The 18,774-nt window shown below is 36.7% G+C and carries 15 protein-coding genes; 2 read left to right on the forward strand and 13 right to left on the reverse strand.

Features of this window, described 5'->3' with window-relative positions:
* Positions 1-19 precede the first annotated feature (19 nt).
* Positions 20-2,005: an acetoacetate--CoA ligase gene (locus LG276_RS13770; RefSeq protein WP_251161798.1), complete on the reverse strand. Its 1,986-nt coding sequence runs from the start codon at positions 2,003-2,005 to the stop codon at positions 20-22.
* 339 nt (positions 2,006-2,344) lie between these two features.
* Here LG276_RS13770 and guaC point away from each other — a divergent pair, with 339 nt between their 5' ends.
* Complete coding sequence (gene guaC, locus LG276_RS13775; protein ID WP_251161799.1) at positions 2,345-3,328, forward strand: GMP reductase; 984 nt, start codon at positions 2,345-2,347, stop codon at positions 3,326-3,328.
* A 70-nt stretch (positions 3,329-3,398) separates the two neighbouring features.
* On the opposite strand, the gene LG276_RS13780 is transcribed toward guaC, so the two are convergent.
* From LG276_RS13780 to LG276_RS13815, 8 genes are all read right to left on the reverse strand, one after another.
* A complete protein-coding gene (locus LG276_RS13780; RefSeq protein WP_095372977.1) occupies positions 3,399-4,175 on the reverse strand; it encodes an enoyl-CoA hydratase/isomerase family protein in 777 nt (258 codons plus the stop codon).
* A 15-nt stretch (positions 4,176-4,190) separates the two neighbouring features.
* Positions 4,191-5,384 carry a thiolase family protein gene (locus LG276_RS13785; protein ID WP_251161800.1) on the reverse strand — a complete coding sequence of 398 codons (1,194 nt, stop codon included), beginning with the start codon at positions 5,382-5,384 and terminating at the stop codon, positions 4,191-4,193.
* A gap of 12 nt (positions 5,385-5,396) precedes the next feature.
* Positions 5,397-6,545 carry an acyl-CoA dehydrogenase family protein gene (locus LG276_RS13790; RefSeq protein ID WP_224938466.1) on the reverse strand — a complete coding sequence of 383 codons (1,149 nt, stop codon included), beginning with the start codon at positions 6,543-6,545 and terminating at the stop codon, positions 5,397-5,399.
* Between the two features lie 15 nt (positions 6,546-6,560).
* Entirely contained in the window at positions 6,561-7,451 is an 891-nt protein-coding gene (locus LG276_RS13795) for a 3-hydroxyacyl-CoA dehydrogenase family protein (protein WP_224938467.1), read from the reverse strand.
* Positions 7,448-9,079, reverse strand: a complete 1,632-nt coding sequence (locus LG276_RS13800; protein ID WP_251161801.1) for a long-chain fatty acid--CoA ligase — start codon at positions 9,077-9,079, stop codon at positions 7,448-7,450. The genes LG276_RS13795 and LG276_RS13800 overlap by 4 nt, the downstream gene beginning before the upstream one ends.
* A 21-nt stretch (positions 9,080-9,100) precedes the next feature.
* Complete coding sequence (locus LG276_RS13805; protein WP_251161802.1) at positions 9,101-10,249, reverse strand: acyl-CoA dehydrogenase family protein; 1,149 nt, start codon at positions 10,247-10,249, stop codon at positions 9,101-9,103.
* Between the two features lie 184 nt (positions 10,250-10,433).
* Positions 10,434-12,107, reverse strand: coding sequence for a sigma-54-dependent Fis family transcriptional regulator (locus LG276_RS13810; protein ID WP_251161803.1), 1,674 nt, complete (start codon positions 12,105-12,107; stop codon positions 10,434-10,436).
* 78 nt (positions 12,108-12,185) lie between these two features.
* Entirely contained in the window at positions 12,186-13,994 is a 1,809-nt protein-coding gene (locus LG276_RS13815; RefSeq protein WP_251161804.1) for a prolyl oligopeptidase family serine peptidase, read from the reverse strand.
* 305 nt (positions 13,995-14,299) lie between these two features.
* Here LG276_RS13815 and LG276_RS13820 point away from each other — a divergent pair, with 305 nt between their 5' ends.
* A complete protein-coding gene (locus LG276_RS13820) occupies positions 14,300-15,295 on the forward strand; it encodes an aromatic acid exporter family protein (RefSeq protein ID WP_251161805.1) in 996 nt (331 codons plus the stop codon).
* 333 nt (positions 15,296-15,628) lie between these two features.
* Here LG276_RS13820 and LG276_RS13825 read toward each other — a convergent pair whose 3' ends face one another.
* The 4 genes from LG276_RS13825 to LG276_RS13840 all read right to left on the reverse strand — a co-directional run bounded on the left by LG276_RS13825 (position 15,629) and on the right by LG276_RS13840 (position 18,693).
* Positions 15,629-15,964, reverse strand: a complete 336-nt coding sequence (locus tag LG276_RS13825) for a hypothetical protein (protein ID WP_224938473.1) — start codon at positions 15,962-15,964, stop codon at positions 15,629-15,631.
* 132 nt (positions 15,965-16,096) lie between these two features.
* Positions 16,097-16,495: a hypothetical protein gene (locus tag LG276_RS13830; protein ID WP_251161806.1), complete on the reverse strand. Its 399-nt coding sequence runs from the start codon at positions 16,493-16,495 to the stop codon at positions 16,097-16,099.
* Between the two features lie 144 nt (positions 16,496-16,639).
* Positions 16,640-18,022, reverse strand: coding sequence for a HAMP domain-containing sensor histidine kinase (locus LG276_RS13835; RefSeq protein WP_251161807.1), 1,383 nt, complete (start codon positions 18,020-18,022; stop codon positions 16,640-16,642).
* Positions 18,019-18,693, reverse strand: coding sequence for a response regulator transcription factor (locus LG276_RS13840; protein ID WP_308937065.1), 675 nt, complete (start codon positions 18,691-18,693; stop codon positions 18,019-18,021). The genes LG276_RS13835 and LG276_RS13840 overlap by 4 nt, the downstream gene beginning before the upstream one ends.
* Positions 18,694-18,774: the final 81 nt, after the last annotated feature.

Below are 18,774 nucleotides of genomic sequence, written 5' to 3' on the forward strand. Positions count from 1 at the left end.
CCTTTCACCAATTGAAAACCTAATGATTGATTGCCCTTCTTTTATGAGCAAATTCAATATACGTTTTAAGTATTTCTGGATTAGCCATTGAACCAACATTAATCACTTTCTCTGGCTGATGACCTAATAATATCCTTTTAATCGGTACTTCCATCTTCTTACCGGTCAATGTTCTCGGCACTTGCTCCACAGCAATAATTTCATTTGGAACAAAGCGTGGTGAAACTTGTTGCCGTATGACATCTTTAATATGTGAAATGAGTCCATCTTCGAGTAGTTGATCTCGCTTTAACACTACAAATAAAGCCATATATGAATCTTCTTCCAGGGTTTCTAAATCCACTACTAAGCTATCGCTCACAATCTCTATACTTTCGACTGCTCGATAAATTTCACTAGTACCTATGCGAACGCCTTGTTTATTAATGGTTGAGTCTGATCTGCCAAAGATAACGGATCTCCCTTTATCATCAAACTGAATCCAATCTCCATGACGCCAAATTCCCGGAAAAGTACTAAAATAACTTTCTTTGTAACGCTTATCACCTTCATCATTCCAAAAATAAATTGGCATCGATGGCATTGGATTAAGAATCACTAATTCCCCTACCTCATTAAGTATGAGCTTTCCATCGTCATTAAAAGCTTGGGCGTTTACTCCTAAAGCCTTAGTTTGAATTTCTCCAGCACGAACAGGCAAAACGGGGGAACCTCCAATAAAAGCTGTGCATACATCTGTACCTCCACTTACAGAGGCTAACCACACATCCTGTTTAACCTCGTTATATACCCAATTAAAACCGTCTATACTTAGGGGAGAACCTGTGGAACAAATGGCTTTTAAATGGGGGAATATATACTTTTCTCTTGGTTTAATTCCTAATTTTAAACTTGCCTGTATAAAAGCAGCACTCGTGCCAAAGAAACTTACTTTTGTTTTTTCGGCTAATTCCCATAAAACATCGGGTTTCGGGTACATTGGGCTACCATCATATAAAACAATCTTTCCACCTGTTAAAAGGCCACCGACAAGTAAATTCCACATCATCCAACCCGTTGTCGTAAACCAAAAAAATACATCTTCGTTTGTAACCCCTTCTTCAATGACTAATACTTTTAAATGTTCAAGTACAATGCCTCCTTGACTGTGTACAATCGGTTTAGGCAGTCCTGTCGTTCCAGATGAAAATAAAATCCATAAAGGATGATTAAAAGGCACTGGTTCAAAAACAAGTTCACTCTTTTTTTTCATTACTTCTTGCCAGTCGATTGTTTTCTGTGGATTTAACCGTTTATTATCACTCTTTATGCTCTTAAACAACACGGTTCGCTTCAAAGTTGGTAGTGCATTCTGTAAGTGAGCCACTTGTTCAACTCGGTCTGATGTTTTGCCATTATATACATAACCGTCCACTGCAATGAGTACATTCGGCTCAATCTGTTTGAACCGTTCCACAACACTTTCCATACCGAAATCAGGTGAACAACAAGACCACACTGCTCCAATACTCGCACATGCTAAAAAAGCAATAATCGTCTCAGGGATATTAGGCATATAACCAACGATACGATCTCCCTTTTTTACACCTATCTCTTTTAAATAACCTGCTAGTGAAGCCGTTTTTCCCCTTAATTCTTTCCAGGAAATTTCCTTTATATCTTCCATTTCTGATCGGAAAATAAGGGCTGTTTCATCACCTCTATCATTTCTGAACACATGCTCAGCATAATTCAATGAGGAGCCTTCAAACCATCTAGTTCCTGGCATTTTTCGAGATTGTAAGACATGTGAGTATGGCGTATATGAAATGATTTGACAATATTCCCAAACATACCCCCAGAATAATTCTAATTCATCAACTGACCATTTCCACAAATGATGGACATCATTTATTTCGAGCTTCTTTTCGTTTCTGATCCAATGAAGAAATTTTGTTACCCCTGCTTTCTCTATCTCCTTTTCGCTCGGTTGCCATAAAAGCTGACCTTTTGAAACCGCTTCCATTTCCTTCGCCCCCTTCATACTCTTTTGTAAAATGGACGGGAATCTGAGATGAAATAAATTTCCATTTTATATATATTATCAAAAAAATCGCCATTATCATACTATTCAGCATATATTCTCCTAGTATAAGTGACTACAACGATTATTATTATTAAAAATCATTCTAAGTGTTTAGGTTCCTATCTTTTTCCTTGACTTCGAAAATTTTAATTAATTCTAACATTTAGCTTTTTTCTAGAGATAACCTTTGACAAGTTGGATAAAATGATGTAAATTACGTAATGGGCGAACAATTAATATGTTAACCCAATATAATATTCGTATTTTGAGGTGCTAGCTATGGAAAACGTATTTGATTATGAAGACATTCAATTAATTCCTGCTAAATGTATTGTGACTAGTCGTTCTGAGTGTGATACGGCTGTAACGCTCGGAAAACATAAATTCAGACTCCCAGTTGTTCCTGCAAATATGCAAACAATTATCGATGAAAAAATTGCTACTTATCTTGCTGAAAACGGTTATTTTTATGTCATGCACCGCTTCCAACCTGAGACGCGTAAAAACTTTATTAAGGATATGCATGCACGTGAACTCATTGCTTCTATTAGTGTTGGTGTAAAAGAAGAAGAATATGGTTTTATTGAAGAATTAGCTTATGAAAAAATTGTACCTGATTATATTACAATCGATATTGCTCACGGGCATTCCAATGCAGTCATTCAAATGATTCAACATATTAAATTACATTTGCCTGATGCTTTTGTTATTGCTGGTAATGTAGGTACACCTGAAGCTGTCCGTGAATTAGAGAATGCCGGTGCAGACGCAACAAAAGTAGGTATTGGGCCAGGAAAAGTTTGTATCACAAAGATAAAAACTGGTTTTGGTACTGGTGGCTGGCAATTAGCTGCACTTCGTTGGTGCGCAAAAGCAGCAAGCAAACCTATTATTGCTGATGGTGGGATTAGAACACATGGCGATATTGCAAAGTCTATCCGTTTTGGCGCATCAATGGTCATGATCGGTTCATTGTTTGCTGGTCATGAAGAATCACCTGGTGAAACAATTGAAAAAGATGGTAAGCTCTTCAAAGAATATTTCGGTTCAGCCTCTGAATTCCAAAAAGGCGAACGTAAAAATGTTGAAGGCAAAAAAATGTACGTCGAGCATAAAGGTTCTCTTGTGGATACATTAAAAGAAATGGAACAAGATTTACAATCTTCTATTTCTTATGCTGGTGGAAATAGGCTGGAGAGTATCCGCAATGTAGATTATGTAGTAGTAAAAAACTCAATCTTTAATGGTGATAAAGTTTATTAAACAGCACGATTAAGCCAAGATAATCATTTATTTCATCCTGCCAGGGATTTGACCCCCGGGCAGGATGAGTTTATTTTGAAGTAAAAACAGGTTTTCTTTTCTCCATAAAAGCTTTTGTTCCTTCCTTTTTATCCGCTGTTGCAAATAAAACTGCTTGTGCTAATTTCTCAATTATTTGTCCTGTTTTTTGATCGGTTTCTGCACCATATTGTACAGCCATTTTAGCGAGCTTAACCGCTAATGGACCTTTAGCTAAAATTTGCTCTGCTATCTCATCTACTTTATCCTTCAAAAATTGCAATGGGACAACTTCTGTTACTAAGCCATGTGTCATTGCTTCCTCAGCGGAAAGAAATTTTCCTAATAGAATCATTTCTAACGCCTTTCCTTTTCCAACAATTCGCGATAGCCTTTGCGTACCACCTGCACCTGGGATAATTGACAAATTTAATTCTGGCAAACCAATCTTGGCATGATCAGCCATCACTCGTATATCACATGCTAATGCCAGTTCACATCCTCCGCCAAGGGCAAGACCATTAATCATGGCAATTGTCGGCATGTCATAAGCTTCAATTTCATCATAAATCTCTTGCATACTACCTGTTGCAAAAACATCTAACATTTCCTTCTCATTTAGTTGGGTAATGTCTGCACCTGCTGCAAATGCCTTGTCTCCTTCTCCTGTAAATACAACAAGCTGGGACACTCCATCATGTTTAATTTCTACAAGAGCATCCCTTATCTCACTAAGCGTTTCTTTACTTAATCTATTTCTTACTTCTGGTAGATTAATATATATATAGGCAAGTTGACCTTCTTTTTTTACAATAATGTTTTCATACATCAGATTTCCTCCTTCTTATTTTTGAAGGTTTTCAATCAACATAGCCATTCCTTGGCCGCCACCGACACAGAGAGAGGCAATGCCAAATCTTCCCTTCTTTCTTGCTAGTGCATGCATTAAAGTAACGACAATTCTAGATCCGGTTGATCCAAGTGGATGTCCGAGAGCAATTGCTCCGCCATTAATATTTATTCGTTCAGGTGGTAGCATCAACTCTCTTTGTACTGCAATGGCTTGAGAAGCGAACGCTTCATTTATTTCAAATAAATCTATGTCTGCGATACTAAGCTTTGTTCTTGCCAATAGCTTCCGTATTGCCGGTACAGGTCCAATCCCCATGACTTCAGGTGAAACACCGACAGATGTCCAATCATGAATCATTGCTTTTGCTGATAATCCCCTTTTATCAGCTTCTTGTGCTGTCATAAGCAAGAGTGCTGAGGCGCCATCATTTCTTCCACACGCATTTCCCGCAGTTACGCTACCACCTTCTTTAAATACCGGCTTTAAGCTGGCAAGCTTTTCTCGTTTTGTCTCCGGTCTTGGATGTTCGTCTTGAGCGAAAGTGATTTGTTCTCTTTTGTTTTGTATTGTTACTGGGATGATTTCTTGTTGAAATGCGTTCATTTCTTGCGCCTTTTTATACTTTTGCTGACTTTCATATGCAAACTGGTCTTGATCTTCCCTAGCAATATTGTATCGCTCGGCAACATTTTCTGCTGTCACCCCCATCCCTAAATGAGCGCCATAAATTTCTTGTGGTTGTTGACCATTCTCTTTATTGGCATCCACTAGTATTGTTTGGTCACCTCCAAAACGTGAGCCTCTAATAAAAATGGGGGAATTACTCATACTTTCCGTACCACCTGCGATAACAACATTGGCCTGTTTGGAGTAAATTTGTTGCATACCTGAAGCGATGGCTTGCATGCCTGATGCACATAATCGATTCACAGTAAAAGCGGGGGAAGTTTCAGGAATGCCCGCTCTTAAAGCAGCTACTCTTGCCACGTTGGATGATTGCGAAGATTGTCGCACTTCTCCTAATATGACTTCTTCTACAGTCGATGGGCTCACATTGACACGTTTAAGTAAGCCAGATATAACATCGGAGGCTAAGTAGCTAGAAGATATATTTCGTAATGTTCCTCCATACCTTCCAATCGCTGTTCTTACGCCATCTACAATGACGATTTTGTTTAGGTCCATTTTCTTCCCCCCTTAGTTATATTCTTTATTTAATTGAGCAGCGATGATATTTTTTTGGATTTCTGATGTTCCTTCATAAATCCTCGTAATTCTCGCATCACGATAAAACCGTTCAATAGGAAAATCTGAAATGTATCCAATCCCGCCATGGACTTGTACGGCTTTATCAGCCACACGGTTATATACCTCTGAGCCGAATAATTTAATCATCGCAGCTTCCTTAATTACTTTCTTCCCTTCATCAACCATCGTAGCTACTCGGTACGTAAAAGATCGTAATGCTTCTATATCGACAGCCATTTCCGCTAGCATATGAGCAACGGCCTGATGCTCAATAATTGGTACATTGAACTGCACCCGTTCTTTTGCATACGTCATTGAAAGATCTAATAATTTTTGGGCGGAACCTAAGTTTCTGGCAGCCAAGCCTGCACGTCCGTTGGCAAGAATCGTTAATGCATTCACATACCCTCTCCCTTCTTCACCTAGGACATTTTCTACTGGGACTTCACAGTCTTCCATAATTATTTCTGCTGAATGTGAACCACGAAGGCCCATTTTATGTTCAATCGCTCCTACTTGAAAACCAGGAAAACTTTTTTCTACAATAAAAGAAGTAATCCCTTTTGCACCTTTAGATGGATCTGTGACAGCCATAACCGTAAAGACATCCGCTTGAGGTGCATTTGTAATATAGTGCTTTAACCCATTTAAAATATATTTATCGCCTTTACGTACTGCCGTCGTTTTTAAATTAGTGGCATTCGAACCAGCCTGTGGCTCTGTTAATGCGAAGGCACCTATTTTCTTTCCTGTAGCCATATCAGGTAAGTACTTCTGTTTTTGATATTCATTTCCCATTTCCACAATGCCCACTGATCCGATACCCGTATGACCGCCAATCAAAGTGGTGAATCCATTATGCGTGGCACCAATTTCTTCATACAAGGCACATTTGCCTACCATCCCAATGCCTAACCCACCATATTCTTCTGGAATACTTAAACCAAATAAGCCTAGCTCTTTTGCCATTTCTACAATTTTATCTGGGATGTGATCCTCTTTTTCGATCTGCATCGCAACCGCTTCCACTTCATTTTGCACAAACTCTCTAACACCTTTTTGCAACACTTCGATATCTTCACTTACTGTATAACTCATATCATCTGCCTCCCTTTATTTTTGAATATTCTCTATTTTCTTTCCGTGTTGATCGTATGCGTACCATCCTTTACCTGTTTTTCTACCTAATTCACCTTTTTCCACTTTTTCTACTACCGACTGTTTAGGGCGATCCACCTCGAGCCCTGTTTCTGCATATCTTTGCTTCCTTACAGCATAATTTACATCAAGACCAGTTAAATCCATTAATGCAAATGGACCAATAGGATGACCTAAAGCCTTTTCGACAACGACATCGATTTCTTCATAACTGGCATATCCATGTTCATATAAATAAATCGCTTCATCCATGAGTCTCGCTAAGATACGATTGGCGATGAAACCTGAAATTTCTTTTTGTAGAAGTACTGGTTTTTTTCCAATACTATGAATGAATGTCATCGCTTGCTGGGCAACGTCCTTTGAAGTATGCGGACCTTGAACAACCTCCACAAGCTCCATCACAAGTACTGGGTTAAAGAAATGGATATTACATACACGATTTTGATAGGTTAACTTATCTATCAATTTAGAGCTCACTATAGTGGAGCTATTCGTCGCAATGATACAATTTTCCGAGACAATCTTTTCTAAAGATTGAAATAATGTTTGTTTTGCCTCTAAATCTTCAATAATAGCTTCTATGATAATATCTACATCATGTAACTGGTTGATTTCAGTAGTAAATGTTAAATGTTCGAAAGCTTTATCCACCTCATCACGCGAAAATCTCCCTTTTCTTACCCTCTTTTCTAACTGTGTTTCTAACACTTCTTTCGCTTTTATTAAACGATCGTTAGATATATCTTGTAACACGACATCATATTGATGAAGCGCTGCTACAACGGCAATTTGTGCACCCATTGCTCCCGCTCCAATCACACCAACTTTTTTTATATTTGTCATTCTCGTTTATTTCTCCTTTCTAATTCTTCTTTCACAAGTAATCTTTTCAATAATTTACCAACACCATTTCTTGGTAGGTGACTTCTTTCTTCAAAAACTCTCGGTACTTTATAAGGTGTTAGTTTCGTATAACAAAATGCTTTAATTTCTTCAAGATGGAGCGTATAACCTTCTTTAGCCACAAGAAATGCTTTCGGAATCTCTCCATTTTCAGAATCAGGGATACCGACTACTGCAACTTCAGCAATACCTTGATGTTCATAAAGGACATTTTCCACTTCTTGAGGATAAATATTAAACCCCGAGAAAAGAATCATTTCTTTTTTACGACCGACAATATAGAAATACCCATCTTCGTCTACTGTGGCTAAATCACCTGTAAATAACCACCCTTCTTGTAACGTAGCGGCTGTCTCTTTCTCATTGTTCCAGTAACCCTTCATCACTTGTGGACCTTTAATGACCAATTCACCGACCTGATTAATCCCCAAATCCTCCTGTTTTTGATCAACGATACGACAATCTACATCAGGAACAGGAATACCGATGCTACCATGTTTATGTGTACCATTTATTGGCGTACGATGAGTCGTTGGGGAAGTTTCCGACATACCAAACCCTTCTAAGATGGTACAACCAGTTAATTCCTTGAATTGTTTAATAACCTCTACTGGCAATGGCGCTGATCCGGATGAACATATTTTAAGAGAGTTTAATCCTGCGGATCGTACATTGGGATGATGGATAAAAGAAAGATACATTTTAGGGACACCTGGAAACATGGTTGGTGCATATTTCTTCACTTGATTTAAAACCTCATCAACGTCAAAACGTTCAAAGAGCAAGATTCGCGCTCCTAAAAAGATGCCTACATTCATAGCACTTGTCATCGCATACACATGATAAAGCGGAGTTGCCGCTAATATCGTTTCGTTTCCGAAAGCCACTTTTTGTCGATACATCACATAACTTTGGTAAACATTCGCAATTAAATTATGATGTGTAAGCATGGCTCCTTTTATCGTTCCCGTTGTTCCGCCTGTGTATTGTATAATGGCTAAGTCTTTTTTAGGATCTATAGACGCTTCAGTAAATTTAGTACTTCCATTTTTAAAAATATCTTTCATATGATGAACGATTGAAGATACTTCCCTATTAATACTGACATTTGTGGCATACATAATATGCTCTAAATCATACACTTCTCTAATTTTCTGCAGTGCAGTAACTGATTTTTCACCAACAACTAGTGCGCGTAATTCTGTATCATGAAACACTTGCAATACCTCTCTTGGTGTATAGGCTGGGTTAATTGGCACGATGATAAGACCAAGTGCATGACTAGCATAATAGGCAGTGACATAATCTGGATGATTGCCAAGCCATAACCCGATTCTATCCCCTTTTTTCAACCCACATCTCTGCCAATACGAAGCGAGTGTGTCCGTTCGTTTCTTCAGTTCCTCATAGGTGAGTGTTTCGTGATTAAAAATGATAGCCACATGATCTCGATAAGAATGCGCAGTTTCCTTTAGTACTTCATATAGGCCAATATAAGGTATGTGGAAATTTGGCAACCGATCTTCATAATATTTTTCCCATACTCTTTTTAATGAGAGATTATTCAAGACACATTCCTCCTTTATGTGTCACATATAGTCTTTTAATATATCTCTTGCAATAATTAGCCGTTGGATTTCATTTGTGCCTTCATAGATTTTCGTTATTCTTGCATCACGATAATACCTTTCAACAGGATAATCAGCGACGTAGCCCATGCCACCATGAATTTGCACTGCTTTGTCAGCCACTCGATTAAACACTTCAGACGCGTAAAGTTTAGCCATTGAGGATTCTTTCACGACCTTTCTGCCTTGATCGACTAAATGAGCGGCTTTTAATGTTAATGTTCTTGCTGCTTCTGTTTCTGTTGCCATATCAGCTAACATCCATTGAATCGCTTGGTTCTTTGCAATTGGTTTACCGAACTGAATACGCTCATTCGCATATTTCGCTGATAATTCAATGAGTTTATCACAAGATCCAACTGCCCTTGCCGCTAACCCAATCCGTCCTTCACTTAAAATAGTTAGTGCAGCTACATATCCAAGACCCACTTCTCCTATAACATTTTCTTCTGGCACTTCACATTGATCAAACAATAATTGTGCAGTATATGAACCTTTTAAACCCATTTTTTTATCCTTTTTTCCTACTGTAAATCCAGGAAAATCTTTTTCTATTAAGAAGGCAGTAATCCCCTTTGCGCCTTTGTCTTTATCTGTAACAGCAAAGACCGTAAATACATCAGCTACAGGCGCGTTCGTGATGAAATGTTTTGACCCATTAAGAATCCACTTATCTCCCTTTTTCTCTGCTTTTGTCGCAAGATTAGTAGCATCAGAACCTGCCCCAGGCTCTGAAAGGGCAAAACAAGCAATTTTTTCTCCTGATGCTAAAGCAGGTAAGTATTTTTCTTTCAAGTAGGGAGAGCCAAGCCTTACTAAACCTGTACTACCAATACCTGTGTGTGCACTAATTAAACTAACAAAACCATTATGCGTGCGACCTAATTGTTCTAATACAGCGGTTTTCCCAACCATGCCAAGACCAATACCCCCATACTCTTCTGGTATACTCATCCCAAATAATCCAAGTTCCTTCACTTGCTGAACCAAAGAATCTGGTATACGGTCTTCATCTTCAATTTGTTGTGCTAAAGGCTCTACTTCTTTCTCGACAAATTGGTGAACCATCTGCACGATTTGATCGATTTCTTGGTTTTGAACTGTGAACATAAGATCACTCCTTTGTTTGCTTTATTAATATAGATGCAAAAACCATGCCATCATTTTTAACTCATGATAAATCGTTAATGAATAGCTTTAACACAAGTTATATAGTTATTTTTTCCGCATCATTTAAATCAGCAAAAAAGTAAACGCTTACTTTTTTGATTCAAAAAAGAATAGAGTTGATTCACTAATGAATCAACTCTATTCCATACTTTTTAAGCTTTCTTGAAATTGTCGGTTGGCTTGTATGCAAAGCGGATGCGAGCTCATAGGTTGTTGTACATTTTTTTAAAGCTTTCATAATAGCTTTTTTTTCTGCTGCTTCTACTACATCCTTTAATGTCTCTATTTTGTCATTTTCATATGGAAAATCTATTTCTCGCTGATATTCTGGTGGAAGATCATTCATTGTAATGATAGACTCTTGTGAGACAATAACCAATCTCTCAATTAAGTTGGCTAATTCACGAATATTGCCTGGCCATTGATAATGGTATAAAAATTTTTTTACATCATTATGTAGATCTTTGTTGAAATGATACTTTTCGTTCGTCTGTTTTAAGAAATAATTGATTAAGGGATAAATATCCTCCCGCCGGTCCTTTAAAGAGGGGATTTCAATGGTAATTACATTTAAGCGATAATAAAGATCTTCGCGAAAACGACCTTTATTCACCATCTCTTTTAAATCTCTATTAGTCGCAGCAATAAGCCTTACATTTACATTCTTCGTCTTCGTTCCGCCTACCCGTTGGATTTCCTTTTCCTGAATAACTCTTAACAATTTGACTTGTGAAGCCAACGGTAATTCCCCAATCTCATCTAAAAATAAAACCCCTTCATCGGCTAGTTCAAACATCCCTGGTTTCCCTTGTTTATCTGCACCTGTGAAAGCACCTTTTTCATAACCAAATAACTCAGATTCAATTAATTCTTCTGGAATCGCACCACAGTTTAGTTTAATATATTTGCCCTTCATTCTTCTATTGCTTGTTTCGTAAATATATTTAGCAAGAACATCTTTTCCTACGCCTGTATCACCAAGAAGAAGAACTGTGGCATCCACATTAACAATCCTTTCGGCGGTTTCGTATACATGCTTCATTTTTTCACTTTCTATGACAATTGATTGCTGATGTATGTTAATGTTTTGTTTTAACCTTTCAATTTCTTGACGGTAAGAGAGGTTTAATTTATTTGCTTCTTTTAGAGCATTTTGTAGTTCAATCAACTGTGATAAATCTCTAATATTTGTGACAACACTTTCTACTTCACCAGTATCGTTGAAAACTGGACTACCTGTAAGGAGCAACGATTCATTGCCAGCTCGATTAAACTGGACATGTGAAATCGTTTCTTTCTTTTCTATCACCCTTTTCGTTAACGAACTCTCGAGAATGCCTCTTTCAATTAAAGCATCGACCTTTTTGTTCATATAATAGTCTTTTGGGATCCCTGTAATTCTCTCCATTGCGGAATTGGTTAAAATGGTATTACCGTTTCGATCGGTTAAATAAATACCATCGTAAGAGTTTTCTATGATTGCTTCTAGTAGCGTATTTGCCTTCATCAAGTCACTTACTTTATTCATTAATTGAGACAATTCGGAAGATAGAACCCCTATATATAAGTAGTGATGTTGTCCTGATTGACTTCTGATAAACAGAAGAAAATCTTCATCCGTTAAAAAGGCAACCTTTATCTTTTCATTACCATACGCATTCCATCTAGGAAATAGGTCGTCGATATACGTGGAAGGCTTCCCTTTTATTAAGATACGTAATGATTCGCTCATAGAAATAATTTCACCAGTGAGCGTTGTCTCTACTGTCAATAAAAGACTACGATTCTGTACAATCATCTACTATCTTCACCTCTTCATATGGTAAACAAATAGAGGAAATAATTTCACTATATTTCCTCCTTGCTTGGAACGTAATTAACTATTCGTATCGGCGGTTTTCTTTGTGTGCTGATCAAAAAAAGAGAGAACTTCTTCAAACACAAGCTGCTCATTTTCTTTTTTAGAAAATCCATGTCCCTCATCTTGTAATAAAATATACTTTACTTCACGTCCTTTTTTCCTCAATGCTTGCACAATTTGATCAGATTCCTCCTTCACTACACGGGGATCATTTGCTCCCTGAATAACGAGCATCGGTTTAGTCATAGCTTCCAAATAAGTAATAGGGGAGTATTCAGTGAGTTTTTCCTTATCTTTTAAGGGATTTCCAACCCATTGATCCATAATCGGTTTCCAATCTTCGGGAACTGATTCTATAAACGAAAATAAATTAGAAGGTCCGAAGATATCGACCACCGCTTTAAAATACTCTGGATGTCTACCATGTAAAAGTAGCGCCATATATCCGCCGTAGCTTCCGCCCATTAATAGAATGTCACCTTTCTTTGTATAACCTTTTTCAATTAGCCACTCTATACCAGCTATATTATCTAACCTAGGACCATCTCCCCAATCACCCTCTACCATTTTCATAAAGGACAGGCCATAACCTGTTGATCCTCTAAAATTAGGGGCAAAGATGCTATATCCATGATTGATAAGAAACTGAAAATAGGAACGAAAAGATTTTCTCTCTGCGGCTTGCGGTCCACCATGTGGCCAAAATATAACTTGGCCATTATTTACCTCTTTATTTGCTTCAAACCATAATGCTTCAATTTCTAAATCATCAAATGAAGGATAGTAAATCGTTGCCGGCTCGACAAGCTCAGATTCTTCCACACCTGGTACGCGATATTCAGTTAACTGCTTCCACTTTTCACCCTTTTTCATTTGATAAATATTGTGCGGTTTAATAGCGCTTCTTCCTAAAAGATATAAATTTCCTGAGTCATGAACAACTAATTTTTCAATGATATCACAAGGAATTTCTACCTTTTGTAAGGTATTATGATCTAATGAATAAGCATAAAGATAATCCTCCACTCCTTTTTCAGAAGTTAAATAGATGATGTGATTACTCTTATCATAATGAATGGATGAGAAACTTTCATGGTCAAGCCCGACGACTTTACGAAATTGCTTTGTCACGATATTAAATTCAGCCAAATAAGTGAAATTTTCTTTAAAGTTGGTGATCAAATAAATTGTGTCTTCCGCGGTAAACAAAGATCCAGTTACTGTATGCGCCTCTTCCTCTTTTTCAGTTAAACAAAGCTTTTCACGTTCCGTATGTACATAAGCGAGAGAATGCGTATTGGCAAATACAGTAGATGAAATATAACTCTCTTCATTTGGACTCCAACCATCTAGAAACGTCATACCTTCTTTACCCTCTAGGAAAAGTTCTTCTTGCTCTGTTTCTATATGATATCTATAAACATTTAAATAAGTTGGGTTATTTTTAGCCGAACTATAATATAAATACTGGCCATCTTTTGATAATAAGGGATTAAAATTCCTCGTTTTTTCATTATTGATTAGTTGTTTCAATTTACCACCACTTGGATGGACTGCATAATATTGCGCACACTCATCCCCATCTTGATCAAAACCCGCAAGTATAAACTTGCCACTCTTATCATAGAGGAGCCCCATGCACACTTGATTTTTGAATGTTAACTGAACTGGAAATTGTTGTGGCAAATTCATTGCCCATAAATTATAGTAGCCATTTAAATTTGTACTAAACACTACTTGGGACTCATCGGAATTAACGACAAAATCATTAATGCTTAACGTTTTTAGAAACTGATCCATCTCGGGTTTTGGAAATTGAATCATAGAGTTGCCCTCCCTATTAATAGATTATTCTTATTATTCAGTATACCACACTCTATTTTACCAATTAAAACCAAACAAAAGCGAACATAGTATGACATTTTTATTTCAAATCTACTTGTTTGCAATAATTTCGCCGTAAATGCTCAAAATACCGATAGGAGGATGTACAAATGAACCTTCTTTTTTATATATTTTTTCTTTCTTTTGATTGAAAAAGGTTCAATTGGTCATTCTGTTAATGCAGCGTGTTTATTTTAAACTTCCTTCATTATTAATGTAAGGCATATAGAAAGAGGATACTAACTATGATTAGACTATTTGGAGGGCGAATTTTCAAAACAGGCATTTCTGTCTTTATTACTGCATTTCTATGTCAGCTATTCACATGGCCACCAACCTTTGCAGTCATTACCGCTCTCGTTACGATTGAGCCTACGGCGAAAGAATCCATTCGCAAAGCACCAGCAAGATTTCAAGCTTCTTCTATAGCAGCTTCTTTCGCCGTTTTATTTACCTTTATCTTTTCAGATAGTTCGTTGGCTTACGCACTAACAGCCGTTTTCACTTTGATGATATGTACGAAGTTAAAGCTAGAAGATGGTCTACTTGTAGCCGCTTTAACCGGTATGGCCATGATTTCAATTGTACAAGAAGCTTATATGGCAACATTGTTAATGAGACTTGGAGGTACGACGCTAGGTTTATTAATATCAACTTGTGTAAATATATTTATTTTACCCCCGAATTATTTAGTAAAAATAAGCAAAACGTCTACACAGTTATTGAATCGTATGGAAAATATTCTTGTATATGTAACAAACAACATCAAACAAGGAAATAGCAGCAGAAACGAGGTCAAACAAGTCATTGCAAAGATTGAGGAAGAAATAGCTCATTACCAACAGCTGATACAATATCAAAAAGATGAATGGCGCTTTCATAAATTTTCTAGGAAGGATGTATTTTACCTAAGGCAGAAAGAAAGGCATTTAACTATCATAAAACAAGCGTTTATCCACTTATTCCAGCTTGTAAACCTTTCTTTGAAAGAGCTTACACCTTCACCCTACTTAATGCGATTATTGCAAGATACTATACTGCATCTGAAACAGCCATCCAAGCAACCTAATGAAGAGGACTATTTCCATTTAAGGACACAATATACATTGAATGACAACCACCTTAAAATCGAGGAAAATATGCTCGCCATACAACAGCTCATCATGCAGTATCAAATGAATGAAGAAAAGTTAAGAAAACTAGATGAGAGAATAATGAATGTAGAAAATACGAGTACTTAAGATGTATTTATGAGAGCGTATGGTACAGAAGAGGATTTTATTTTGCAGCCTTATTTAAAATTTAAATGTAGTTAGTAACTGTTATTTTCCGTTATGAGAAGGAACTATTACTTTTAAGGCGTACTCACTCTTGGGGTTTCCTCTGAGAGCAGTGTTTCTCTCATTTACGTTACTTTTATTCTTGGGGCTTTTTCTAAAAGCAAGAATCCGCCCCTTGTACCACTCTTCTTACAGCTTTAGGAAAAAATGAATTTCCCTATTATCCTCTTTTACAATTCAACAAAAAACCACAGATCACTTAATCTGTGGCACTCTTTTCTATATTTATATTGTTCAACATTCATTGCATAGTGTGTACCCTGACACCTTATATCCTTTTCTTCTAAGAAATCGAATGCTCATGTTTTTTTCTATTTTTGATGAAGCAATAACGTGTACGCTCTTTCCATCGATTTCATGATAAAAGCGATGGAGATAAGCAATTGGAATATGCAGACGATGATGAGCCTGATCTACTTTTTCATTATAGTCCCTCACATCAACAATCCGAACATCGCTTTCTTGATTGTCTTGTAACACTTGTGCCTTCACACCAAATACCGGCAAATATCTACTATATATAAAAGTCAAAAGTAAAATGATTAAGAGTATACTAATAAACGTAAGCATTTTTCCTCCTAGGATGTTATATTCACCCTCATATTCTATACCCCTATTGGTATGAAGTCAACAAGAAGAACTCACCCTTCATATATCAATTTCTAAGCGTCATTTATTTTTTCTAAAACCTACAGCTGAAAGCTATTTTTTTATCTCACTTCCATGTTTTGTAAAAGTAAGTAATAAGAAAAGAACAAAGCTAATCAATAGGATACTTCCTCCAACAATATAAAAAACCGTATTAATCATCTCTGGCATAAAACCTGGTTTAAAAATAAACATTGCCATTCCGGCAGTTAAACCAATTGTGCCGATAATGGCAGTAGTGACATGTAATTTTGCAAGGAATCTTAGCTTCGGAGTAAATAATTGATAATATACCGCCCATGCGAAAAGTGATAGCCAGCCAACAACTAAACTATGAGCATGGATGGGTTTGAAGGCATAACTCCCTGCTCCGGCCATATGTGATCCTAGAAAAGCACCTATCACTGCAAAGATAGCAGAAAACCTAAGTAATATTTTGCTAAATTTATTCAATTGACACTCACCCTTTTCATCTTCATTCATTTGATTTTATTTTGTCATCATATGTCCTATCTCACCTTTTATGACTGACAAAAATAAGGTTATAGAATGAATATGAACGGAGTATGAACAATGGTTTACAATAGAAATGTTTTGCTAATTCGATTGGTTTGGTAGCATAATTGTAAAAATCGTTCCTTCTCCTTCTTCACTTTCGACTCGTACTTCTCCTTGGTGAAGATCTACGATTGAATAAACAATGGAAAGTCCTAACCCAGAACCAGCAATGGAACGATTTCTAGAAAGGTCGGAACGATAAAAACGATTGAAAACCTTTTTCATTTCCTCCTGATTCATACCAATACCATTATCCTGAATTTGTACTTTTATCCAGCCCCCCTCTTCTTTAAGAAGGATGGAAATATCTCCATTTTCCTTTCCATATTTAATGCTATTTGTGAGTAAATTTTCCCAAACAGAATAGAGCAAGGAGGGGTCCCCTTCGATCATACAATCAGGCAATGAATAACTTAGCATCATGCCTTTGTCTTCTAAATGCCACTGATATTGTTTAATCACTAACTTTAGTTGTTCACTCATATTAAATGAAACGATATTAACCATATCTTTCCTATAGTCGATAGAAGATAATAATAATAATTGATTTGTTAAATCAGACAAACGGGTTACTTCTTCTTCCATCATTGTCATTTGATTCATTTCTTCATCTGTTCTTTTCTTTTCCTTAAAAAGATGTAAGTAACCTTTTATATTAGATAAAGGGGATTGAATATCATGTGAGATATTTGTAATAAATTCTTTGCGCATTTCATTTGCTGCTTCTAATTTTTTCGTCATTTTCATAAAACTTTGAGTGAGAGAACCAATTTCATCTTTTCTATTAGTAGGTAACTCAATACTGTACGCTCCATTAGCAATCACTGTTGTTGCTTCATTTAACTTTCTAATCGGCTTTACAATATACTTTGTACTGATGAACACGAATAAAATACTTAATAAGAGGATACCAATCAATAACCAAGCAAACATCATGTGCATTTCGCTAAATAAAAGGGAAATATCAGGTCTGAGAAAAAGAGCATACTCCCTCTCTTGATAAGTAAATGGTACACCGACAGTATTTTTAAGTTCGTTAGCAAAAAAACCGGTCACAAATGTAGCATGTGGAAAAAGGTTAATACCGTGATAAATCCGACCATTCAAAACTTGTTGAACAGCAGCACTACTTAAATTATGTTCGCGATACTCCGCTCCATAAAAAGATTCCTCTCCAAGACCATCAGTTACAAATATTTGATAACCAAAAGAGCTGATATGCGTAAGATATAGTTCCTTATTGATTTGTGGATTCTCCTCCATGAAGGTAATCGTAGCTTTCGCCATCTCTGTCACTTTGGCATCGTTTTTAGGCTTTAATGATTGTTGATAATATGCATTGCTCAAGATGAATGAAATGACACTACTTAGAAGCATAATACAAATGGTTGTGAGAGCAATTTTTGAGTAAAGTGTTTTCATTTGCCTATCTCCAATGAATAACCGATACCGCGAATCGTTTTAATGATTACATCTACCTCTAACTTAGATAAGCGGCTACGTAAACGTTTAATATGTACATCAACAGTCCTTTCATCCCCAGAAAAATCAATGCCCCAGATTTGTTCAATTAATTGCTGTCTACTGTATACTCTATTTTGGTTAGCAGCCAGAAAATATAATAACTCAAATTCCTTCAGTGGTAATAGATAGGCTTTATTGCTCACTTCAATTTCATAGCTTTTTTTATTGATATATAATCGGTCGAGCATGATACTCGTTGTTCCTACCTTTCCATATCTTCGTAATAATGCATTGACACGGAATAATAACTCTTTCGACTCAAATGGCTTTACCACATAATCATCCGTACCGACTGAAAATCCCTTTGCTTTATCATCTAATTGTCCCTTTGCCGTAAGCAGGATAATCGGGAGGTCAAAATCTCTACGAATTGTTTTTGTTAGTTGATAGCCATCCATGTTCGGCATCATTATATCTGCAATAACAAGATCGACTACTTCCGTTTCTAATATTGCCATCGCATCCTGACCATCTTTTGCCTCAGTGGTTTGATAGCCTTCTTTTTGTAAACTATCCTTCATTAAATAACGAACATGTTGATCATCATCAACAATTAAAATTTTTTTCACAAGAAACACCTCTTCTTCTTAAAGCTTATCATTTGTTCAATTATTAAGAAGAAATAATAAACCTTGCATATGATATGCAAG

This window comes from Cytobacillus kochii, assembly GCF_044790165.1.
Taxonomy (GTDB): Bacteria; Bacillota; Bacilli; order Bacillales; family Cytobacillaceae; genus Cytobacillus; species Cytobacillus kochii.

What these genes read in the sequence shown, in the direction of transcription:
- LG276_RS13770 (WP_251161798.1), bottom strand. Translation starts at nt 2,005, where the DNA reads ATGGAAGCGGTTTCAAAAGGTCAGCTTTTATGGCAACCGAGCGAAAAG.
- guaC (WP_251161799.1), top strand. Translation starts at nt 2,345, where the DNA reads ATGGAAAACGTATTTGATTATGAAGACATTCAATTAATTCCTGCTAAA.
- LG276_RS13780 (WP_095372977.1), bottom strand. Translation starts at nt 4,175, where the DNA reads ATGTATGAAAACATTATTGTAAAAAAAGAAGGTCAACTTGCCTATATA.
- LG276_RS13785 (WP_251161800.1), bottom strand. Translation starts at nt 5,384, where the DNA reads ATGGACCTAAACAAAATCGTCATTGTAGATGGCGTAAGAACAGCGATT.
- LG276_RS13790 (WP_224938466.1), bottom strand. Translation starts at nt 6,545, where the DNA reads ATGAGTTATACAGTAAGTGAAGATATCGAAGTGTTGCAAAAAGGTGTT.
- LG276_RS13795 (WP_224938467.1), bottom strand. Translation starts at nt 7,451, where the DNA reads ATGACAAATATAAAAAAAGTTGGTGTGATTGGAGCGGGAGCAATGGGT.
- LG276_RS13805 (WP_251161802.1), bottom strand. Translation starts at nt 10,249, where the DNA reads ATGTTCACAGTTCAAAACCAAGAAATCGATCAAATCGTGCAGATGGTT.
- LG276_RS13810 (WP_251161803.1), bottom strand. Translation starts at nt 12,107, where the DNA reads ATGATTGTACAGAATCGTAGTCTTTTATTGACAGTAGAGACAACGCTC.
- LG276_RS13815 (WP_251161804.1), bottom strand. Translation starts at nt 13,994, where the DNA reads ATGATTCAATTTCCAAAACCCGAGATGGATCAGTTTCTAAAAACGTTA.
- LG276_RS13820 (WP_251161805.1), top strand. Translation starts at nt 14,300, where the DNA reads ATGATTAGACTATTTGGAGGGCGAATTTTCAAAACAGGCATTTCTGTC.
- LG276_RS13825 (WP_224938473.1), bottom strand. Translation starts at nt 15,964, where the DNA reads ATGCTTACGTTTATTAGTATACTCTTAATCATTTTACTTTTGACTTTT.
- LG276_RS13835 (WP_251161807.1), bottom strand. Translation starts at nt 18,022, where the DNA reads ATGAAAACACTTTACTCAAAAATTGCTCTCACAACCATTTGTATTATG.